This window comes from Pseudomonas sp. A2, from assembly GCF_023100865.1.
GTDB lineage: Bacteria > Pseudomonadota > Gammaproteobacteria > Pseudomonadales > Pseudomonadaceae > Aquipseudomonas > Aquipseudomonas asiatica.
The window spans coordinates 1929266-1948245 of the sequence record NZ_CP039127.1 but is presented as its reverse complement, the minus strand read 5'-3'; the positions used below and the strand labels follow the sequence as shown (position 1 = coordinate 1948245).

The following is an 18980-nucleotide window of genomic DNA, read 5'->3' as shown; positions in this document are numbered from 1 at the left end:
GCAGCGGCCAATGAACCCGCTTGATCAACTGCAGCCGCTGATCGCCCCTGCGCCGATCGGCCTTTGGCCACCTGCACCCGGCTGGTGGCTTCTGTTGGCCGTACTGCCGCTGCTGGCCTGGGGCCTGTGGCGGGTGCGCCACTGGCGCCCGGGCAAACGTCGTATCGTGCGTGCCGAACAACCCTTGGACCCGGTACGCGTGGAAGCACTGGCCGAACTGGCCCGCCTGCCGCGCCCCTACGATGGCGCGCCGGCCGGGGCGTGGCTGCAACAGATCAACGCCCTGCTCAAGCGCTTGTGCCGCAGCCACTACCCAGGCGCCAACAGCCATACCCTCAACGGCCGCCAGTGGCTGGCGTTTCTCGACAACCGCTGCCCGGCCGCCGGCCTGACCCGCTGGATGGTACTGGTAGAGGGCGCCTACAAACCCGAGTGCAAGCTCGACGACAAGGCCATCGCCGGGCTCAGCCAAGCCGTCGAAACCTGGATTCGCAAGCATGTTTGAACTGGCCTGGCCGTGGGTTTTCGCCCTGTTGCCGCTGCCGTGGCTGGCGCGCCTGGTGTTGCCGGCCGCCGACAGCGGCGAACCGGTGCTCAAGGTGGGCTTCCTCGACGAACTGGAAGGCCTGGCCGGGCGCCGCGCGCGGCTCAACCTGCCAACCTGGCGCCAGCAGGCGCCCTTTGTCGTCATCTGGCTGTTGCTGCTGTGCGCCGCCGCCCGCCCGCAATGGCTGGGCGAGCCGGTGCCAGTGGCTGCCAGCGGCCGCGACCTGCTGGTGGCGGTGGATGTGTCCGGGTCGATGGACTTCCCCGACATGCAGTGGCAGAACGAAGAAATCAGCCGCCTCGACCTGGTCAAGGCGCTGCTCGGCGACTTTCTGCAGGACCGCGAAGGCGACCGCGTGGGCCTGATCCTGTTCGGCAGCCAGGCCTACCTGCAGGCCCCGCTCACCTTCGACCGACGTACCGTGCGTACCTTCCTCGACGAGGCGCAGATCGGCATCGCCGGCAAGAACACCGCCATCGGCGACGCCATTGGCCTGGCGGTCAAGCGCCTGCGTCAACGGCCGGCACAAAGCCGGGTGCTAGTACTGATCACCGACGGCGCCAACAATGGCGGGCAGATCCACCCGTTGACCGCCGCCCGCCTGGCAGCCCAGGAAGGCGTGCGTATCTATACCATCGGCATCGGCGCCAACCCCGAAGCCAGCGGCACCCCCGGCCTGCTCGGCCTGAACCCAAGCCTGGACCTGGACGAAGCCTCGCTCAAGGAAATTGCCGACATCACCCACGGCACCTACTTCCGCGCCCATGACGGCGCCGAACTGGACGCCATCGGCGACACCCTCGACCAGCTCGAACCGGTGGCCCAGCAACCGACCCAGGCGCGCACGGCCAAGGCCCTGTATGCCTGGCCCCTGGCCCTTGCCCTGCTGCTGAGCGTGCTGCTGGTGCTGGCCGTGCAATGGCCCGACAACCTGCTGCACCGCCTGCTGCGCAAGCCGCGCTTCCTGCAACCGCACCCGGAATGGCGCCAGCGCCTGAAGCGCCTGCGCCTGAGGAGGCGGCGATGATCGAACTGTGGCCCGAATGGTTGCGCCCGCTCTGGCTGCTGGCCGTACCCCTGCTCGCCTGGCTGCTGTACAAACTGTGGCACCGGCGCAAGCGCGCCGGGCGCTGGCAGATGATTCTGCCACCGGCGTTCCATGGCGTCCTGCTCGGCGGTGGCAGCGGCAGCACCAGCAAGCTGCCGTGGGTGGCGCTGGGCCTGGCCTGGGTGCTGGTGATCCTGGCGCTGCTCGGGCCCAGTTGGCAGCGCGTGGAAGAAAGCCGCCAGCGCCCGGCCGACCCACTGGTGATCCTGCTCGAACTGACCCCGCAGATGCTCGCCGAGGACAGCCCGCCCAACCGCCTGGAGCAGGCGCGGCGCAAAATCCTCGACCTGCTGGAGCACCGCCGCGACAGCCAGACCGCGCTGGTGGTCTACGCTGGCTCCGCACACACCCTGGTGCCGCTGTCCGATGACTTGGCCACCAGCCGCAACCTGCTCGAGGCGGTCGACCCATCGATCATGCCCAAGCCCGGCCAGCGCGCCGACCTGGCCGTGCAAAAAGGCCTCGCCCTGCTTGCCCAGAGCGGCCTGGGCCAGGGCCGCCTGCTGCTGATCGGCTCGTCGCTCAGCGCCCCGGAGCGCGAAGGCATCGCCCAGGCCCTCGGCCGCCAGGGCCCGAGCCTGCTGATGCTGGGCATCGGCAGCCGCGAAGGCGCACCGGTGCGCCAGGCCAATGGCGAATACCTCAAGGACGACCAGGGCGGCATCCTGTTGCCACGCCTGGACAGCGCCAGCCTCAAGGGCTTCATCAGCGGCACCGGCGGGCGCTACCGGCATGCCCGCATCGACGACCTCGACCTGCGTGGCCTGGGCCTGTTCGACAGCCCGCGCACCGGGCGCAATGATGGCCAGACCCTGCAACTGGACAGCTGGGCCGACCAGGGGTACTGGCTGCTGCTGCCGCTGTTGCTGCTGGCCGCCTGTGCCGGCCGACGCGGCTGGCTGTTCTGCCTGCCGCTGCTGCTGGCCCTGCCCCAGCCCAGCCAGGCCTTCGAGTTCAACGACCTGTGGCTGCGCCCCGACCAGCAAGGCCAGCGCCTGCTGGAGCAGAACCGCCCGGCCAGCGCCGCGCGCCAGTTCCAGGACCCGCAATGGCGCGGCATGGCCCTGTACCAGGCCGGCGACTATGCCGGCGCTGCCGAAGCCTTTTCCCAAGGCGACACCGCCGCCGCACACTACAATCGAGGCAACGCCCTGGCCCGCAGCGGTGAGCTGGAAGCTGCGCTGGACGCCTACGAACAAGCCCTGGAACGCCAGCCCGACCTGCAAGCGGCGCTGGACAATCAGGCACTGGTGCAGCAACTGCTGCAACAGCGCGAGGCCACTGCCGAGGAACAACCGGCCAGCAGCGATACCCAAGGCACGCCCGGCAGCGAAACCGAAGGCAACAGCAGCTCGGCCAGCAGCCCGGCCCAGGGCACGCCCGGCAACGACGAACAGGCCAGCGCCGAACAGCCCGGAGAAGGCAGCAGCAACAGCCAGGTAACGCCTGGCAACCAAGCGGGCGCGGACGACAGCGTCATCCAGCCGCCGCAGCGCCCGGTATCGACCAGCCTTGATACCGAACAGCGCCAGGCCTTGGAACAATGGCTGCGGGAGATCCCCGACAACCCGGCGGAGCTGCTGCGGCGCAAATTCTGGTATGAACAGCAATTGCATCAGGAAACCTCACGATGAGTCGCTTCGGCGTCTTTCTCCTCTGTCTGCTGTGGGCTGTACTGGCCCAGGCCGAACCGTTGCTGCGGGCCAGCGTCGACCGTACCCGCCTGGAAGCCGGCGAAAGCCTGGAGCTGACTCTGGAAAGCCAGGACGTCACCCAGTTCGGCAAGCCCGACCTGCGCGCGCTGGAGGGTGACTTCGAAGTGCGCGGCACGCGCCAGCTGAACAGCCTGCACAGCCTCGACGGCGAAACCCGCGCCAGTACCCGCTGGATCATCACCCTGCTGCCGCGGCGCAGCGGCAGCCTGCGCATCCCCGAACTGCAACTGGGCCAGTCGCACAGCCAGGCCATCGAACTGCAAGTGCTGCAGGCCGATGCCAGCCGCCAGGACAGTGCCTCGCAGGTGTTCATCGAAGCCACGCTCGACAGCAGCGAGGTTTACGTCCAGGCCCAGGCCGTGCTCACCCTGCGCATCTACCATTCAGTGGCACTGTACGACGACAGCAGCCTCAGCCCGCTGCAACTGGAAAATGCCAAGGTCGAACCGCTGGGTGAGTCGCGCACCTATGAAAAGGAAATCAACGGCGTCCGCCACGGCGTGATCGAAACCCGCTATGCCGTGTATGCCCAACAAAGCGGCACCCTCGACATCCCACCGTTGACTTTCACCGCCACCGCCGCCGCCAGCCAGGACGAGGCCCCGCAAGCCAACGGCACGGCCCGGGCCGGCCACCAGGTGCAGGTCAGCTCGTTGCCATTGCGCCTGGCCGTGCGGCCGATTCCGGCGGCCTGGCCTGCTGGCGTGCCCTGGCTACCGGCCCGCAGCCTGACACTTGAAGAGCACTGGAACCCCGACCCTGGCAACCAGCAGGTGCAGATTGGCGACTCGCTGACCCGCAACATCACCCTGCGTGCCGAAGGCTTGTCCAGCACCCAGCTGCCACCGCTGCCAGCCACCGAAATCACCGGCCTGCGCCGGTACCCCGACCAGCCATTGCTGCGCAACGAAATCAGCGAACGAGGGATGATTGCCAACCGCGAAGAGCGCGAAGCCTTGGTGCCGACCCACAGCGGCGCGCTGGCCCTGCCGGCGCTGGAAGTGGCCTGGTGGAATACCCGAGAAGACCACCTGGAGCACAGCAGCCTGCCGGCGCGCACGCTGAATGTGCAGGACAACCCGGCGCTGAGCGCCGACACCCCGGTCGGCGACAACAGCAGTGCCAGCAGCTTGCTGTGGCCCTGGCAGCTGGCCACCCTGGTGTTCGCTCTCACCACCGTGCTGGGCTTTGCCCTGTGGTGGCGCGCCCGCTCGCAGCCAGCGGTGCTGCGTGCCGCGCAGGCCGGGCCGAGCCCGCGTACCTTGCTGGATGATCTCAAGCGCGCGTGCCAGGCCAACGACCCACAGGCAACCCGCCAGGCGCTGGACGCCTGGGCCCGCCAGCAGCCGGAGACCCTGGCCGAGATGGCGGCGCGGTTCGTGCCGTTGTCGGATGCACTGGATGGGTTGAACGGGGCGCTGTATAGCGAGAGCGGGCAGTATTGGCAGGGTGAAGATTTGTGGCGGGCGATCGGTACGATTCCGCCGGCTGAGCAGGTATTGCTGCCGACCGGCGAGAACGGCAGCCTGCCGCCGCTATATCCCAAGTGATGTGCTGCCTGTGCAGGCCTCTTCGCGGGTAAACCCGCCCCCACAATGACCGCGCCGGCCTGTAGGAGCAGCCTTGTGCTGCGAAGAGGCCATGACTGCCACAGACAGTCTTTTGTCATACCGGCCTCTTCGCAGCACAAGGCTGCTCCTACAGTCATTGACTGCTTACACGACCCCTGTGGGAGCGGGCGTGCCCGCGAACACCGGCGCAGCCGGTGCCACCGTAAGATATTTCTGAACCTGCAACCCAATGCTTCAGGATCAACCCGCTTAGGAATTATCCTACGCGCGCTGCCGAACTATCGCTGTTGTCGGGGAAACACCTCACGGATAACGTTTCCGGGTCGCTTCGGTGACCGGGTGTGAGAACCCGACGATAAGCAAATTTCCGCCAGCTTTCATGGCGGCCGCGCGCGGGCAGACTTCGGTCTGGCCGAGTTTTCCTTTGCTTCCTCGGTTTCTCACCCCGCGCACGGCTGCCACCTAAACCCGTGAGAAGGTTGCGGTGGTGGCATTCTCTGATCAAGCAAAGGGTTTGAATCATGAAAAAGATCGTCCCCGATCCACCCGCAAAACTAACGGCTCGCCCCTTCTACACCATCAACCAGGACACCCCCTCGGTTGACGCCCTGATCCACACCCTCCAGCTGATGGCCGGCATCGAAGACTCGCTGGACGAATACATCTGCGCCAATGCCGGCGAGCCCGGCATCAACATGCTGGTCAACGCGGTGCATCACGTACAGATGACCAAGGCCCTGGCCGAGTTGCTGTTGCACCGGCAAACCGGGGATATCACCCGGCACTGATTACACAGCCCCAAGACATGCGCGGCCCCTGAGCGGCCTTGCGTCGCGAAAGGGGTGCGAAGCGCCCCCAGGATCTGCGCATCACCGCAAAATCGCCGGGGCCGCCTTGCGGCCCTTTCGCGACACAAGGCCGCTCCTACAAAGACCGTGATCGGAGAGAGGGCTTCATCAACCTGCGAGCACCGGTTGACCTGGCTGACGGCTCAGATGAACCGCTGCCCCTCGAACGGGTTCCAGCTCTGCTGCCCTTTGGTCTGCTTCAGGTAGTAGGCACGGTTGGTCAGGAAGCTGTACAGAAACGCAAACGCCATGCTGATGCCGTTATCCAACGGGCGCGGGATCTCGCTACCCGTCGCGATCTCGTAGTAGCTCAGGAGAACACCGATGGCGATCATGATGGCCAGCATAACCAGGTTCTTCTTCCACAGTCCCAGCACGAACCAGTAGATCGGGCCGAAGAAAAAGGCGATGAAGTTGTTGTTGATCAGCAGCTTCTTGCCAAATGGCAAGGCGCGGAAAGCGGCTTTGTAGGGCTCGGAGGTGGGTGCGCCGTACTGATCGAAGAAAGCGAAACGCTCCCGCCATTTTGGCTTGAGGTTATCTGGGGTGGATTGGGTTTGTGGGATGCCTTCCATTGGTGACTCCTGTGATCGTCGTCCGTGAGTGTCGAATAGCCATGATCATGGCCGGTTCGGAGGGTAAATCAGCATGCCTTTGAGGGCAAGCTTGATACCTCCCGCAAAGCGAGAGCCAAGTCACAGAACGCTCAAGGCTTCCAGATCGGCGCGATCAGAAATTCGTTGTTCACCACACGATTGATGTCGCTCAGGCGACCCAGCGGGTTGTCGTAGTGCAGGTGAATGCGGGTGCCGCTAAGGAACTTCGTATACCCCCTATTAGACTAACTATTGGACTGTCGCTCCACCTCATCATCAGCCGCACTCAATATACCCTCCACCAGACTTGAATCGATTTTCCAAATGGATAATTTGGGGTTCCCTACATATTGCTGACCATAGGGAATTTCGTAATAAGACGCATCTACTTTTTCCGCAGTTAGCACAGCACAAACTGATCGAATCATTTTTGCATGATCGTGGTAGTCGCCGTCAAAAATCTCCAACTCTAATACTGGCTCATGCGCCAGAATCGTTGATTTCAACTGCAACAATGGGACACCAAGTACACGATGGAGCTTCATAAGGGCTGAAGCTGAGACCCCAGCCCCCTCCATGACAATCGCAATGACAGACATTGTTCTATAGTTAACCTTGGATCATCCCTATAAACCTTCTCGCCATCTGCACTCATTACTTTACCGCCACTTTGCCACTCTATTATTCATTAGAGTCGGAGTTCTCCAAAAAAATAGACATCCACGAATCCATCACATCCCATAATTCGATTCCTTCTGTCGGGTTTTCTGGTTTCTCATGCCACCAGATAAAAGCCTGACCCTTGTGTGAGCCATTCCCCAAAGCCAAATAATCACCAGCGCCGCTAGAAAATACCGCCACCATATCAGGGAGTGCTGGATAATCTTCATCGCACAGTTCCTTGACAGCAACAAAGTCCTCCAACCTCGACGGCCCCATAGTGCAACCAATATAGAATCCAAAACCATTATGCAATCTTGAATAAAACTGCCGGAAGCTCGCAGGAAAACTAGGATAACCATCGAAACCTGACCCTTCAACGCCTAGTGGAGCCCCGCCCATATAGAAGCATAAATCACCACCTTCACTATATGCATACATGAGGTATGGGCGATCACTCACAGCCAAAACCGTTCCTAACACACATTTTTCTAGCCACGCGCTTACCCAAGGCAAAAGTTCGGAAAACTCAGCCCATTCCGCAGGAATATGTTTTTTCCCACTATTTGTAAAGCCAAATCCACGCCACTGTTTGGGGAAATCGATATCCACAGGGACATCGCCGGGTGAGAAATACACATCATAACCTTTAAGCTCGGTTACAATACGCTGCTTTAAAGATTCAGGCCAATTCATTTTCATACACCTCAGCTCCGAAGGCACAGGGTTGAATGGACTTCCCGGTACTGGCTATAGAAATACCGACAGTTGCATACAACTTCCTAAAAGCAAAAGAAAACTAAATTAGAGGGCAAAAATCAGCCGTCTAAATCAAACCTATATTTTAAAGAACCAGAAAGCCACAGCAAAGATTACGAAAAAGCACTCAATGTCTACCAATCTCCTCGCCATGACTCAAGATAGAAGCTTTCTCCGCCATCCAAATATTGCAACTGACTCCAAAAAATTTTCCGCACTGATGCATCTCATATTAGATGCCCGACATTTTTATTGCGATGGCCGCTGGATACCAGGAAACAAGAATTCTTTCGACGGATCCCAGTTCACTCCAGTTTCCCGATAGTTTTTAATTCGCGAAACAATTTTCTCGGGATCGCCTACCATCCCACAAAGTTCATAGCGACGAATTAACTCCAGGTCTCCATCAGGTGAAAGGAAGTCTTTGATTATTTTGCCACCAATATTTGAATACCCCTCCGACAACTCTATGAGCTTTGCACCAGTGTTTCCGGGAGTACCAAATATTGCTGAAAGCATACGACGCTCAACAGGTCGTTTATTTGGCGCAACCAGTTCGCTAGATACTACACGCGAAAAAATTTTCTTGATATTTTTTATCGAAACAAAAATCGTGAACAGTAAATCGATATTGTTTAAATCCACACCCACCCAATCATCATTGCTAGAAAAAATGTCAAAAACCTCCAAAAGATGGTTGTTTCTCATTTGCGAAATAGCGTAATAACCCTCTTCCACCTTTATACTTACAACCAAACCTTCCTGCCACTTCAAAGACTTCAACATGATGCAGCCCCCTTTACCTTTCTGCTAGTTTTTGCCTTTCCACTCGAAGTTCTATGCTCATCAGCAGCCGCGAGATAACGATCTCTACTTGGATTATTCACCCCCACCGGATTTCGTTTATTAGATGTTCCTTTCAGGCCGCCTCCATCCTCAAACACCCTCTGTTCCAATCCCCTCGCAATATCTTTTCCAGCTTGGCCATCACCGACAAAGAATGGCTCAGGCGCCACATCAAAGTGCGCAGTGCTTGAATATCGATAGCCCAGTACATCTTGGGCTGAATGACCTAGTCCTGGCTTGCTTGCGTAACCAATATAAGGCTTACCATCCTTTACACCTTCGTATGCGATATGCGTAGCATTAGCAGGGTTTCCAGCCCATCCTAGTGGATCTAACCAACCGAGTGGATTGACAGCATATTGGTAAAGGTTGATTCCTCCAAGAAGTCCAATTGGATCCTGAGTGGCAAAACGCCCGATCTCGGGATCGTAGTAACGGAAGGTACTGTAGTGCAGTCCCGTCTCGTCATCAAAGTACTGGCCTTGGAAGCGCAGATTCTGCTCGATCTCATTGATGGGCAGACTCTCTATTGCCCCCCAAGAACGATAAGTCGCCTGCCAAACGATCTTGCCGTCACTGTTCGTCAGCTCCAGCGGCGTACCAATCTGGTCCGTATGGAAGTAATAAAGCTTCTGGTCCTCCCCTTCCACCTGATCAACCCGCACCAACGGCGCATAGCTACCCGGCTCGTACAGGTACAAGATGCTCTGCCCCGGCGTCTCCTCACGCAGCATCCTCAGCCCCCTGGACTTGGCAAATTGCCGGGCATTGAAATCCAGGCGGTTGCCCGCAGGGTCGTAACGAAACTCTTCGCTGCCAACCAGCGAGCCCGTATCGCGGCTGCGCAACTGGCCGTTCGCTTCGTACTCGTACTTGATCTCGCCACGCAGCTTGTCGAGCGTACGCACCAGTTCACCTGCCGGGTCGTATTGGTAACGGCTGTGAATCGGGTTGTACGCATGCTCCATCAGCAATGAGGTATTGATACCGGTGTTGTGCACCTGCGAGAGCTTGTCTGCCGGCAAGTTCGAGGCAAACTGCCACGCCTTGCGCCCCATCGCGTCATAACCGAAGCAACTGGTGAGCTTGCCTTGGGTCCGGTACACCTCCCGGTGCAGGTCGTCACGCTCCATGTCGCTGATCACCTGGCCATCCAGGTTCAGCTGGTGCAGGTGCCCGCTGCCGTAGTACAGGTGGTTGACCTTGCGGCCATCCGGCAGGGTCAGCGTAGTCAGGTTGCCGAGCGGATCGTACTCGTAGCCGAGCGTGCCGTCGGGGGTGATTTCTTTGGTCAGCCGCCCCAGCAGGTCGTAGGCGTACTCTGGCTTCTACTCAGTCACCCTGAGCTGTATGTTATTCCACCCAACTATAAACGATTCATATAGAAAATCACGCACAAGTAAATGATCAGCTTTCAGTTACCCAATAGCACTGAACCTGACCAGCAATTTATTGCTTTCAATCTTGCGCACCAATACCTCTGAGACAATAGGGTCGATCCAGATCACACCTGCCACAAAGAAAAGGTCCAGCGAACCAGTCTTTGTCTCATCAATACACATCTTCTTTACGCCTCGGACCTTGTAATCAGCCGCCAGCTCACCGGCCTTAATCTTACTCATAACCAAAGACTTACCAGAGTACTCCGATAGCCCGTAGTCAAAGCATGCGCACCTGTCATTAGCGTGAATGAAATAATACTTTTTGACCGTAGGCTTTCCATTAGAGTGCTTTACATCTGCGGGGGAAAACTGCAGGTTAGTATTTAGCCCCCCAAGAACATCCTTAAACTCCTGGGATACAAAAAAAGCACCGGAAGTTGTCAAGAAAAAATCAGACCCAAGAGCGCGAACCTTTTTATCCAAAACCACAGAAACCGACACACCAATCAAGGAGAGACTCATCCCTATCTGATAATAATCAGATAGAGGTGGGTGGAACACTACATCTCCATCTGTATAGCCACCTTCCACTACTTCATGACACATTGAATAATAGTTCATTTTTCCTCCTAGCATGTCGAGCGGGTGCCTTTTGGCCTAGGATCTGTACTTTGTAATCGAATAGTATCTGACCCGAGACTCATACGCATACTACGCTCAACAGCTCCAATTTTTCTGAGCAACTCTTTATCAGAGGCTGCTGCTAGATTACCAATTTTTTGCTCCGCTATCATCAAGCGGTTTCGCGCAGTATCATAATATGACCCCAAGTGCCCGCCACTGTGCAATGGCTTACCTGAGGCTAATGACTCAGCCGAAGTCGTAGGTAACGGCGAACCATTACTTGTGCCATTCGGATTATATAACCCCCGCTTCATAGCCTCTTGAATTAGACTAGATTTATTGACAACATTAGTGGGAATGAGATGGTGTGCGGCATACCCTGGCGGGACCGTGTTTCCGGCTTTGGCCATGGCTGCAGCAAGAAGCTTACTAGGCGAAAGACCAGCAGGATCCAACCAAGATATAGGGTTCGGAGCATATGCATATAGATTATCCCCACCTAAAATCCCCGACGGGTCTTGTGTGATAAACCGTCCTACTTCAGGCTCATAAAATCTAAACAGATTATAATGAAAGCCTGTTTCATCATCGAAATATTGACCTTGAAACCGTAGATTCTGGTCAACATCATTAACTATAAATTTGTCAGTCCACCCCCAGCACCGATATGAGACTTGCCAGACTATTTCGCCATTACTATCCGTCAGTTCCAGCGGCAACCCCATATGGTCAGTATGGAAGTAATAGACCTTCTGCTCTTCCCCTTCCAGTTGATCGACCCGCGCCAACGGTGCATAGCTACCCGGCTCGTACAGGTACAAGATGTTTTGCCCCGGCGTTTCTTCGCGCAGCATCCGCAAGCCTTGCCAGAGGAAGCGCTTCTGTTCGACATTGCCGTTGATTTCCGCCTGCTTGGCTATTCGCCGCCCCAAGCTGTCGTAACGGTAGTGCCCGGTACTCTCCAACTTGCCGTTGACCAGCGTCTCCGCCCGCACCAACCGATTCTCGCAGTCATAGCTAAAGTTCTGCAGCTTGCTATGCCCCGAGCGCTTCTCGATCAGGTTGCCCCACGGGTCGTAACGGTACTCCTGGTCCCGCCAGTGTGTGATGCGGTTGTCCCTGGACTTGGCAAATTGCCGGGCATTGAAATCCAGGCGGTTGCCCGCAGGGTCGTAACGAAACTCTTCGCTGCCAACCAGCGAGCCCGTATCGCGGCTGCGCAACTGGCCGTTCGCTTCGTACTCGTACTTGATCTCGCCACGCAGCTTGTCGAGCGTACGCACCAGTTCACCTGCCGGGTCGTACTGATAACGGCGGTGAATCGGGTTGTACGCATGCTCCACCAGCAATGAGGTATTGATACCGGTGTTGTGCACCTGCGAGAGCTTGTCAGCCGGCAAGCTCGAGGCAAACTGCCAAGCCTTGCGTCCCATCGCGTCATAACCGAAACAACTGGTGAGCTTGCCCTGGGTCCGGTAAACCTCACGGTGCAGGTCATCACGCTCCATGTCGCTGATCACCTGACCGTCCAGGTTCAGTTGGTGCAGGTGCCCACTGCCGTAGTACAGGTAGTTGACCTTACGACCATCTGGCAGGGTTAGCGTAGTCAGATTGCCGAGCGGGTCGTATTCGTAGCCGAGCGTGCCGTCGGAGGTGATTTCTTTGATCAGCCGGCCCAGCAAATCGTAAGTGTACTCTAGCTTTTCTTCGCTGATCCCTAGCTGCTTGCCGATCCCGGTCGGCTGCCGCTCGATGCTCAGCAACCGGTCGCCGTCGTCGTACGCGAAGGTCTGGCTCGCATCGCGGTTGATCTTGGCGACCAACCGGCCAATGGTGTCACGCTCGAACAGCGTATGCCGCTCCGGGCGCTCGGCATTTTCGCCATAGCCGATCTCATCCAGTCGGGTGAGATGGCCACCCGCGTTGTAGCTGAAGCGCCGGGTCAGATTATCGATCCGCACCTCTTCAATCAGCCGATCCGAGGCGTCATAGGCAAAGCGGTACGTGGCGTTGTTCTCGTTTACCAACCCGGTCAGGCGCCAAGCCTTGTCGTACTCGTAACGAACCACACCTCCTTTCGGGTCCCGGCGGTTGCTCGGCAAACCACGGGAAGTGCGTAGCAGGCGGGTGATCTGGCCTTTGCCATCGGTGTGGTCGAGCACCTGACCAAGGTCGTTGTAGGTGAAAGTTTCCGCCGTGTTGTCGGGATGGCTGATGCGCAGCACCTCACCGTCGGGCTTGCGCTCCAGCGTGGTGGTCTGGTTCAGCGCATCGGTTACCGCGACGAGGTGCTGGCGTTCGTCGTAGCGGTACCAGGTGTTCTTGCCCGAACAATCCTGGTAACGCTCGACCTGGGCCAGGGTGTTCCACCACAGGTACTTGGACTTGTAGGTCGCGTCGATGATGGTGTGCGGCAGGCCGTCATCGCTGTTCAGGTATTCGGTCATTTGACCCAGGGCATCGAATTCGGCGAGCAGGTTGCCCTTGGCGTCGTAGCGCGCCCGCCAGGTGCTGCCATCCGGGTAACTGACCTGGGTCACCAGCGTGGTCAGGTGGTGATATTCGTAGGTGGTCTTGCGGCCCAGCGGGTCGGTCTCTTCGAGCAGACGGGAGAATTCGTCGTACTTGAATTGCAGGCAGCTACCGTCCGCCAAGGTCAGGTCGACCATGTTGCCATTGTCGTCCAGCTCGGTGGCGTAGCGTTCGCCGCCGTAGTCGCGGCTGGCGATCACCCGGTGGTCGGGGTTGTACTGCACTTCCAGCTCGCGGCCGAGCACGTCGGTGGCCCAGCTGGTGCGGGCGCCGATCAGCTGCCGCCCCCGTAAAACTAAATTAAAATCACTTAAATCGAGATAGATCAACAGGAAGACGATCAGGATCAAGCGTATTTATCTCTTGATCAGACAACAAATCGTCAAAAACATCGCCTCCGAATTTCTCGATGAAAGCACGCTCATCTTCATAAATCGCTATGCACTGCAACCAATTTATTTTTAGCGAGTTAAATTCAAGCTGTGGAAAATGAGCATCGTTCCACATGAAAGGAATTGTCAAATACATATGAGGCTTTTTTGGAGCCTTTAGGTAATCATTGAACACATCAACAATTACATCACCCGGCATTACATAACGTTGGCTTTTTCGGATAAAGAAAGCTGCGGAAGCTATTGCATTTTCCCAGTAGGTCTCTTCAGTCAAAGCCCCGGCACAGAGCTCTACACGAGTAGAAAATTCCTCGCCATCACCAGCAAATAGTGGAACTTCCGACAACCCTATCGTACCTAAAGACTTCACCCCCACATGCAAAGAGTCCAGGGTAGTCAGTACATCTACCGAAATACTTCTAAAGTCATCATAATAAGCTTGAACCTTGAGCTCACCCCCAAAAACCTTCAAAGCATGCCTAGCTACTGCCTTGCACTGTTCGCTTGGAATAGTCATTTACGGACCCAAATATAGATGGCGAACACTTCGGTGACCACTTCCTCGACCGTGGTGCCCTGGAAGATCCGCGTGTCGAAGCAGTTCTTGAGCATCGTGAACCACGGGTTGAAGGTGGCGGTGTAACGGGCCATGCTGCTGATGCTGGCAAAGCGCGTCAGGTATATAGCGCGGGCGCCTTCGGCCAACTCGATTTCGATGCTGACGTGCTGGCCCATCATCGACTTCAGCGGTACGCCGGAGTCTTCGGCAATCTCGCCAGGGCCAGTGTTAAAATAGAAAGCAAAACATCCGACCGCCTCAACGCCAGCAGTCGTCACCTAAAATTTGCATTTTAAAGACCGCCAATCCCAGAAACTTCTGCCTAGCAAACGCCATCATCCAGCAAAAATAAAACCGTTCAAAACCTCGACCAATTGAGAATGCGTGAGCACTTCTTCATCTTTCCGGTTACGAACTAGAGTAAACACCTCTTTTTTTGGAGATAGGACTTCCACCACTTCGCCCTTATAGTTTGTAATCTCAATAAATCCACTAACTACACCATTGAGATTCTCTATCTCTGATAATAGTGCAGGATACTTCATCAACACGCCAGACTCATCGGTGCCGGCTTCAGTCCCCGGATTATCAAAATACACTTTAATTTTAGGACAAGCGCTCCTATTCCAACGAAAGACAGGAATCATACGCTGAATCATTTCTTTAAATTCACCCTCAGATTCGCCTCCCGAAAATTCACACCGATGTATAGGAATACAAAGATACAAGTTCCCTCGCTTACCGTCCAGCCGTCCTTTCAAGCTGCCGTTATAAGTATTGGGCACAACCAACACATGAGTAAAACCATACTTATTCGGCGCAATATCGAATATTATAGTCTTATCCTGACTCAAGGAGTCAGGCGCCTGCTCAACAACCTCCACAGAAAACACCCTGTCACTTACGCCCTCAGATATAACCAGCAAATCTTTCCTATCTGTACTTTTCAAACAATATTCATATACCACTTTTGGAAGCTTGTGCTGAAAAAAATAGCAACCGGCGTATTCTTCCACGCAAGCAAAGGACTGCAATAAGTCATCTTTAGAGAACATACCAACCTCATTCATAATCAGGCCCTACGTCCTGCCTATACCTCACGCCATCCGCAGCCATTTTAGCGCCACCGGAACTGTTAGCAGAACGCAATCGAATACTCATATTATCTACTTCATTGTAAAAATCATTCCGTGCAGCGCGATTAGAATTATAGCCTTGTCCGTTCCAGTGTTCAACGACTGGCTTGTTGTGTTCAATTGTGATTCGGGGATCGTTCCTATGGACAACATCCATATCAGCTGTAAGAATTTTCCCTGCATCTGGTCCATCTTGGATAGTATTAGCATCCAAGACCTTATCTTTAACACCCGCACGATAACCACTTGGATATTGGGATTTTCGATTATACTGAACAGGGTTCTCACTGGTCTTAACAAACCTACCATCCGCCCCCCGCAATGGCGGACTAGCATCAGGGCTATCCACGGGTACTTTCTTCGGCACTGCCTTAACGTTTCCAAGGTTAGAACCAAAACCTTGCACTTTAATTTCGTAACGGGCATCAAAGGCTTTGCCACCCTTTGCGCCAATACCCCCTCCAAGCAAAGCCCCACCAAATGCCATCAGTTTCTGGCCATCAGAACCTTCACCAAATAGCTCACCGCCAGCCCAATGCCCAGCCATTCCGCCCGCAATACCACCAGCCAACCCCGCCATCACCAACACTGGACTTGCCAGTACAAAAGCACTAGCCAGCCCCAACGCCATCACCGCACGCTCAAGCCAAACAGGAACTTCCGGGTCAATTGCATCAGTCGTCGCTGTTCCCCCTCCTATACACACATTAGGGGAGCCAGCACTTATTTTTGCATCACAAACTGTCCGGTCACCGACTCGAGCCGCAGGCTGACCATTGATATAAACCGAGTCACTACCCTGGGCCAATATCTTAGGTCCCCCTGGATGATCCGAACACTCGGCATTATCCAGATGAGCCCTCGCAGCAGGCTTCCCATTTATATAAACGTTACTTGAGCCTGATCGTATTTACCCTGTTTCACTACAAGCGAAAGATAGGCTACCAATCAGTTGACCGATTCCAGCGCCAGTGGCTGCTCCCGCTCCAACCATCGCGGCTAGCGCTACAGCCCCAAGCCCGCCGGTCCCGATAACGGCAATACCTATGAGTACCGCGCCTGCACCAATTGCTAAGCCAGCAAGCAATCCACCTAAAGCGCTGGAGTGCTCGATTGGATCATCTAGTCTCGCAGCAGCCGCAGTCATGCTGATTCGGCCTGTTCAGCATCCCCCTCGTTCACAGGCAGATAGCGCAGTTGAAGACTTTCAACCAACCTATCGAAAGCACTACGCTCCTCCGCCGTCATGCCTTTGGGACTGTTGCTCGTACCGGTAATTTGCATGAGCAAAGGCCGCTTGTACTCATCCTGATGCAGAAAAATTAGCTGTACTTGATGAACCGGTTGGCCTTGTTGTCGCCAACGGAACTCGACACGTCGGGCCTCTAATCCAGCTACCTCTACCGGGGAAACCAGTTCGATCCACTGAACATGGGACAACGTCTTTTTCAACTCACCAAGCAGTTGTTGCGCAAGCGTCTCCAAGTCCGTATCCGGCTCCACCGGCGAACGCCCCACGACGAACGAGAACGGGCTAGGTCCGATGTCCGTCAGAGTAAAGACGTGAAATGTCTTGTCTTTTAAATTCTCTGGACGAATGAAACTCAACTCATTTGTAAGAAAACGCTCTGGTGGAGGGGGCTCTGCATTGCGAGCCTCCTCTTCTAGACGCTCACGCTCAAGGCGCTCTTCGCGTTCACGCCGTTCAGATAATCGATCGTAGATGTTTCTACGCATGGGACTTTTCCTTGTCGCTAATCAAGACTTGTTCAAATTGATTATTTTGCTGCCTGCAACGTCCACGGAGATGCCTGACAGTGTAATCGTGCCATCCGAGTTCATTACAAGCGTGCTTTTTCCCACCTCCAAGGTGATTGACTTTGCCGCTTTTATTTTTACCTCACCCTGGTCCACCGTCACAAAATACGAGCCCTCCTCCACCGCAATACTGGTTTCCAGCTTAATGGTTTCGGAATGTCTGCCCTCGACAGTGATAGTTCTATTCCCGCCCACCTTGAGACTGTCATCTGCCTCAACCTCAGTATCCAGATTGCGCTCGGCGTGCATGATGATCTGCTCAGCACCAGCCTTGTCTTCGAAACGGAAGAAGTTCGCGTTCGACCCTTTACCTTTAGTAGAGCGGGTCAGGAAACCACTCTGGGTCTTGTTCGCCGGCAGCGACCATGGCGGGGTGTTGGTGCTGTTGTACAGGCTGCCCATGATCAGCGGGCGGTCGGGGTTTCCGTCGAGGAACACCACGACCACTTCGTCGCCCACACGCGGGATCTGGATGCTGCCGAAGCCGCCGCTGGCACCGGATTGGGCGACGCGCACCCAGCACGAACTGTGGTCGTTGTACTTGCCATTACGGTCCCAGTGGAACTGGATCTTCACCCGGCCCAGTTCGTCGGTGAAGATCTCCTCACCCGGTGGGCCGACGATGATCGCGGTCTGCGGGCCGGCGATGGTCGGCTTGGGCGTGCTTAGTTGCGGGCGGAACGGGATCTTCTTGCGCACGCAGCTGAAGGTGTTGAAGTAGCTGGCCTGCTGGCCGGTAAGGTAATTGTTGTGGCCTTCGCTTTCCACGCTCATCAGCAGGAACTGGCGGTCTTCGACGGCACCCTGGTCGTGGGCGTAGTGCTGCAGCAGCTCGAAGGCGTATCCGGGCTTCATGGCGCGGCAGTTACTGGCGCCTTCGAACTGCTTGCCGCGCAGTTCCAGTGCTTCGATGCGTCGCCGTAACAACGCCTCGCCTTCGTCATATGTGCTGTGCGTGTACTGGCCGGGGTCGTAGACCTCGAAGCGCTGCACGGCGCCCTGCTCGTTCAGGCTGCGCATGGCCACCGGCAGGCGGTTGCGCGGTTGGCGGTAGTCGAAGGTCTGCGCGGCCATGCTGCCGGCCTGCAACTGGCGATGACCGCACCACTGGGTGATCGAGTCGGCGGTTTCGGTGACCGAGGCGCTGTGGAAGCGGATTTGCGCTTGCTCGGGGAGCACGTCGAGCAAGGTGGAGTCGTCGCAGATGATCAGCGTGTGGGCTTCAGCACTGTGCTCGAAGAAGTAAAACAGCCCTGCTTCATCCAGCAGGCGCTGGACGAAGTTGAGGTCGCTTTCGCGGTATTGGGTGATGTAGGTGTAGCGCTTGTGCACACGACTCAAGCGCAGCGCATAGGCAACGTAGCGTGGATACAGGGCGAAAACGTCAGCGAGCACCTCTGCGACCGTGCAGTTCTGGAAGATGCGCGTGTCGGTGCGGTGAGTGAGCATCGTCAGCCAAGGGCTCAGGATCGCACTGTAGCGGTCCAGGGCGCCATCGCTACCCAGACTGGCAAAGCGGGTGAGGTAGCCGTTGATGAAGCGCGGCGCGGCATCGGCCAGTTCGATCTCGATGCTCACCTGCTGGCCGATCATCGACTTGAGCGCTAGGTGCGGCCCGTCGCAGATCAACAGCAGCTCGTAGGCGAACGGCTGCGAAAGGCCTTCGGCGCCCTTGAAACATTCCAGCAGCAGAGGCTGGTCGGGGTCAGCCAAATGATGAAACTTGAACAGTCGGCGATGCTGCGGCGTAAGGCGCTCGGCCAAGTCCATGATCATTGCATTGTCCTTGAATGCTCGAAGCGCTCGGAGGTTAGGGCAATGATCGAGGGGCTAACAATGAACGATATGTTGAGGGAAATGTGCGTTTGTAGGACCGAGAAACCGGGT

16 protein-coding genes and 2 pseudogenes are annotated in these 18980 nt (G+C 56.6%); 5 read left to right on the top strand and 13 right to left on the bottom strand.

Annotated features, from left to right (window positions below):
* The first annotated feature begins 10 nt into the window (after positions 1–10).
* The 5 genes from E5221_RS09110 to E5221_RS09090 all read left to right on the top strand — a co-directional run bounded on the left by E5221_RS09110 (position 11) and on the right by E5221_RS09090 (position 5729).
* A complete protein-coding gene (locus E5221_RS09110) occupies positions 11–505 on the top strand; it encodes a DUF4381 domain-containing protein (protein WP_015269461.1) in 495 nt (164 codons plus the stop codon).
* The gene (locus E5221_RS09105) at positions 498–1574 is read left to right on the top strand and encodes a VWA domain-containing protein (protein WP_015269460.1); all 1077 of its coding nucleotides are present in this window, start codon (positions 498–500) and stop codon (positions 1572–1574) included. Before E5221_RS09110 ends, E5221_RS09105 begins: the two co-directional genes overlap by 8 nt.
* Positions 1571–3289 carry a tetratricopeptide repeat protein gene (locus tag E5221_RS09100; RefSeq protein WP_247847174.1) on the top strand — a complete coding sequence of 573 codons (1719 nt, stop codon included), beginning with the start codon at positions 1571–1573 and terminating at the stop codon, positions 3287–3289. Before E5221_RS09105 ends, E5221_RS09100 begins: the two co-directional genes overlap by 4 nt.
* Positions 3286–4920 carry a BatD family protein gene (locus tag E5221_RS09095; RefSeq protein ID WP_015269458.1) on the top strand — a complete coding sequence of 545 codons (1635 nt, stop codon included), beginning with the start codon at positions 3286–3288 and terminating at the stop codon, positions 4918–4920. Before E5221_RS09100 ends, E5221_RS09095 begins: the two co-directional genes overlap by 4 nt.
* A 542-nt stretch (positions 4921–5462) precedes the next feature.
* The gene (locus tag E5221_RS09090) at positions 5463–5729 is read left to right on the top strand and encodes a hypothetical protein (RefSeq protein WP_061552318.1); all 267 of its coding nucleotides are present in this window, start codon (positions 5463–5465) and stop codon (positions 5727–5729) included.
* Positions 5730–5932: 203 nt separating this feature from the next.
* On the opposite strand, the gene E5221_RS09085 is transcribed toward E5221_RS09090, so the two are convergent.
* The 13 genes and pseudogenes from E5221_RS09085 to tssI all read right to left on the bottom strand — a co-directional run bounded on the left by E5221_RS09085 (position 5933) and on the right by tssI (position 18869).
* Positions 5933–6364: a DUF2628 domain-containing protein gene (locus E5221_RS09085; protein WP_013971637.1), complete on the bottom strand. Its 432-nt coding sequence runs from the start codon at positions 6362–6364 to the stop codon at positions 5933–5935.
* Positions 6365–6630: 266 nt separating this feature from the next.
* Entirely contained in the window at positions 6631–6984 is a 354-nt protein-coding gene (locus tag E5221_RS09080; RefSeq protein WP_247847173.1) for a hypothetical protein, read from the bottom strand.
* An 82-nt stretch (positions 6985–7066) separates the two neighbouring features.
* Positions 7067–7741, bottom strand: coding sequence for an SMI1/KNR4 family protein (locus E5221_RS09075; protein ID WP_247847171.1), 675 nt, complete (start codon positions 7739–7741; stop codon positions 7067–7069).
* 312 nt (positions 7742–8053) lie between these two features.
* Positions 8054–8590 carry a hypothetical protein gene (locus E5221_RS09070; RefSeq protein ID WP_247847170.1) on the bottom strand — a complete coding sequence of 179 codons (537 nt, stop codon included), beginning with the start codon at positions 8588–8590 and terminating at the stop codon, positions 8054–8056.
* Positions 8584–9783 (bottom strand): RHS repeat-associated core domain-containing protein, encoded by a 1200-nt coding sequence (locus E5221_RS09065; RefSeq protein WP_348984756.1) that lies wholly within the window; start codon positions 9781–9783, stop codon positions 8584–8586. Before E5221_RS09065 ends, E5221_RS09070 begins: the two co-directional genes overlap by 7 nt.
* Before the next feature lie 285 nt (positions 9784–10068).
* A complete protein-coding gene (locus E5221_RS09060) occupies positions 10069–10653 on the bottom strand; it encodes a DUF1629 domain-containing protein (RefSeq protein WP_247847168.1) in 585 nt (194 codons plus the stop codon).
* Positions 10654–10661: 8 nt separating this feature from the next.
* Positions 10662–13457, bottom strand: a pseudogene (locus E5221_RS09055) (RHS repeat-associated core domain-containing protein); the annotation flags it as partial.
* 37 nt (positions 13458–13494) lie between these two features.
* Entirely contained in the window at positions 13495–14097 is a 603-nt protein-coding gene (locus E5221_RS09050; protein ID WP_247847165.1) for a suppressor of fused domain protein, read from the bottom strand.
* Positions 14098–14114: 17 nt separating this feature from the next.
* Positions 14115–14351, bottom strand: a pseudogene (locus E5221_RS09045) (contractile injection system protein, VgrG/Pvc8 family); the annotation flags it as partial.
* A gap of 123 nt (positions 14352–14474) precedes the next feature.
* Positions 14475–15194: a hypothetical protein gene (locus E5221_RS09040; protein ID WP_247847163.1), complete on the bottom strand. Its 720-nt coding sequence runs from the start codon at positions 15192–15194 to the stop codon at positions 14475–14477.
* Between the two features lie 7 nt (positions 15195–15201).
* Positions 15202–16185 carry a PAAR domain-containing protein gene (locus E5221_RS09035; RefSeq protein WP_348984759.1) on the bottom strand — a complete coding sequence of 328 codons (984 nt, stop codon included), beginning with the start codon at positions 16183–16185 and terminating at the stop codon, positions 15202–15204.
* A 233-nt stretch (positions 16186–16418) separates the two neighbouring features.
* Entirely contained in the window at positions 16419–17012 is a 594-nt protein-coding gene (locus tag E5221_RS09030; protein ID WP_061552322.1) for a DcrB-related protein, read from the bottom strand.
* A 21-nt stretch (positions 17013–17033) separates the two neighbouring features.
* Positions 17034–18869: a type VI secretion system tip protein TssI/VgrG gene (gene tssI, locus E5221_RS09025; RefSeq protein ID WP_182328533.1), complete on the bottom strand. Its 1836-nt coding sequence runs from the start codon at positions 18867–18869 to the stop codon at positions 17034–17036.
* Between the last annotated feature and the right edge of the window lie 111 nt (positions 18870–18980).

Excerpts from the sequence above, each read along its gene's own strand:
- E5221_RS09110 (WP_015269461.1), top strand. The coding sequence starts at position 11 with ATGAACCCGCTTGATCAACTGCAGCCGCTGATCGCCCCTGCGCCGATC.
- E5221_RS09105 (WP_015269460.1), top strand. The coding sequence starts at position 498 with ATGTTTGAACTGGCCTGGCCGTGGGTTTTCGCCCTGTTGCCGCTGCCG.
- E5221_RS09100 (WP_247847174.1), top strand. The coding sequence starts at position 1,571 with ATGATCGAACTGTGGCCCGAATGGTTGCGCCCGCTCTGGCTGCTGGCC.
- E5221_RS09095 (WP_015269458.1), top strand. The coding sequence starts at position 3,286 with ATGAGTCGCTTCGGCGTCTTTCTCCTCTGTCTGCTGTGGGCTGTACTG.
- E5221_RS09090 (WP_061552318.1), top strand. The coding sequence starts at position 5,463 with ATGAAAAAGATCGTCCCCGATCCACCCGCAAAACTAACGGCTCGCCCC.
- E5221_RS09085 (WP_013971637.1), bottom strand. The coding sequence starts at position 6,364 with ATGGAAGGCATCCCACAAACCCAATCCACCCCAGATAACCTCAAGCCA.
- E5221_RS09080 (WP_247847173.1), bottom strand. The coding sequence starts at position 6,984 with ATGTCTGTCATTGCGATTGTCATGGAGGGGGCTGGGGTCTCAGCTTCA.
- E5221_RS09075 (WP_247847171.1), bottom strand. The coding sequence starts at position 7,741 with ATGAATTGGCCTGAATCTTTAAAGCAGCGTATTGTAACCGAGCTTAAA.
- E5221_RS09070 (WP_247847170.1), bottom strand. The coding sequence starts at position 8,590 with ATGTTGAAGTCTTTGAAGTGGCAGGAAGGTTTGGTTGTAAGTATAAAG.
- E5221_RS09065 (WP_348984756.1), bottom strand. The coding sequence starts at position 9,783 with ATGGAGCGTGACGACCTGCACCGGGAGGTGTACCGGACCCAAGGCAAG.
- E5221_RS09060 (WP_247847168.1), bottom strand. The coding sequence starts at position 10,653 with ATGAACTATTATTCAATGTGTCATGAAGTAGTGGAAGGTGGCTATACA.
- E5221_RS09050 (WP_247847165.1), bottom strand. The coding sequence starts at position 14,097 with ATGACTATTCCAAGCGAACAGTGCAAGGCAGTAGCTAGGCATGCTTTG.
- E5221_RS09040 (WP_247847163.1), bottom strand. The coding sequence starts at position 15,194 with ATGTTCTCTAAAGATGACTTATTGCAGTCCTTTGCTTGCGTGGAAGAA.
- E5221_RS09030 (WP_061552322.1), bottom strand. The coding sequence starts at position 17,012 with ATGCGTAGAAACATCTACGATCGATTATCTGAACGGCGTGAACGCGAA.
- tssI (WP_182328533.1), bottom strand. The coding sequence starts at position 18,869 with ATGATCATGGACTTGGCCGAGCGCCTTACGCCGCAGCATCGCCGACTG.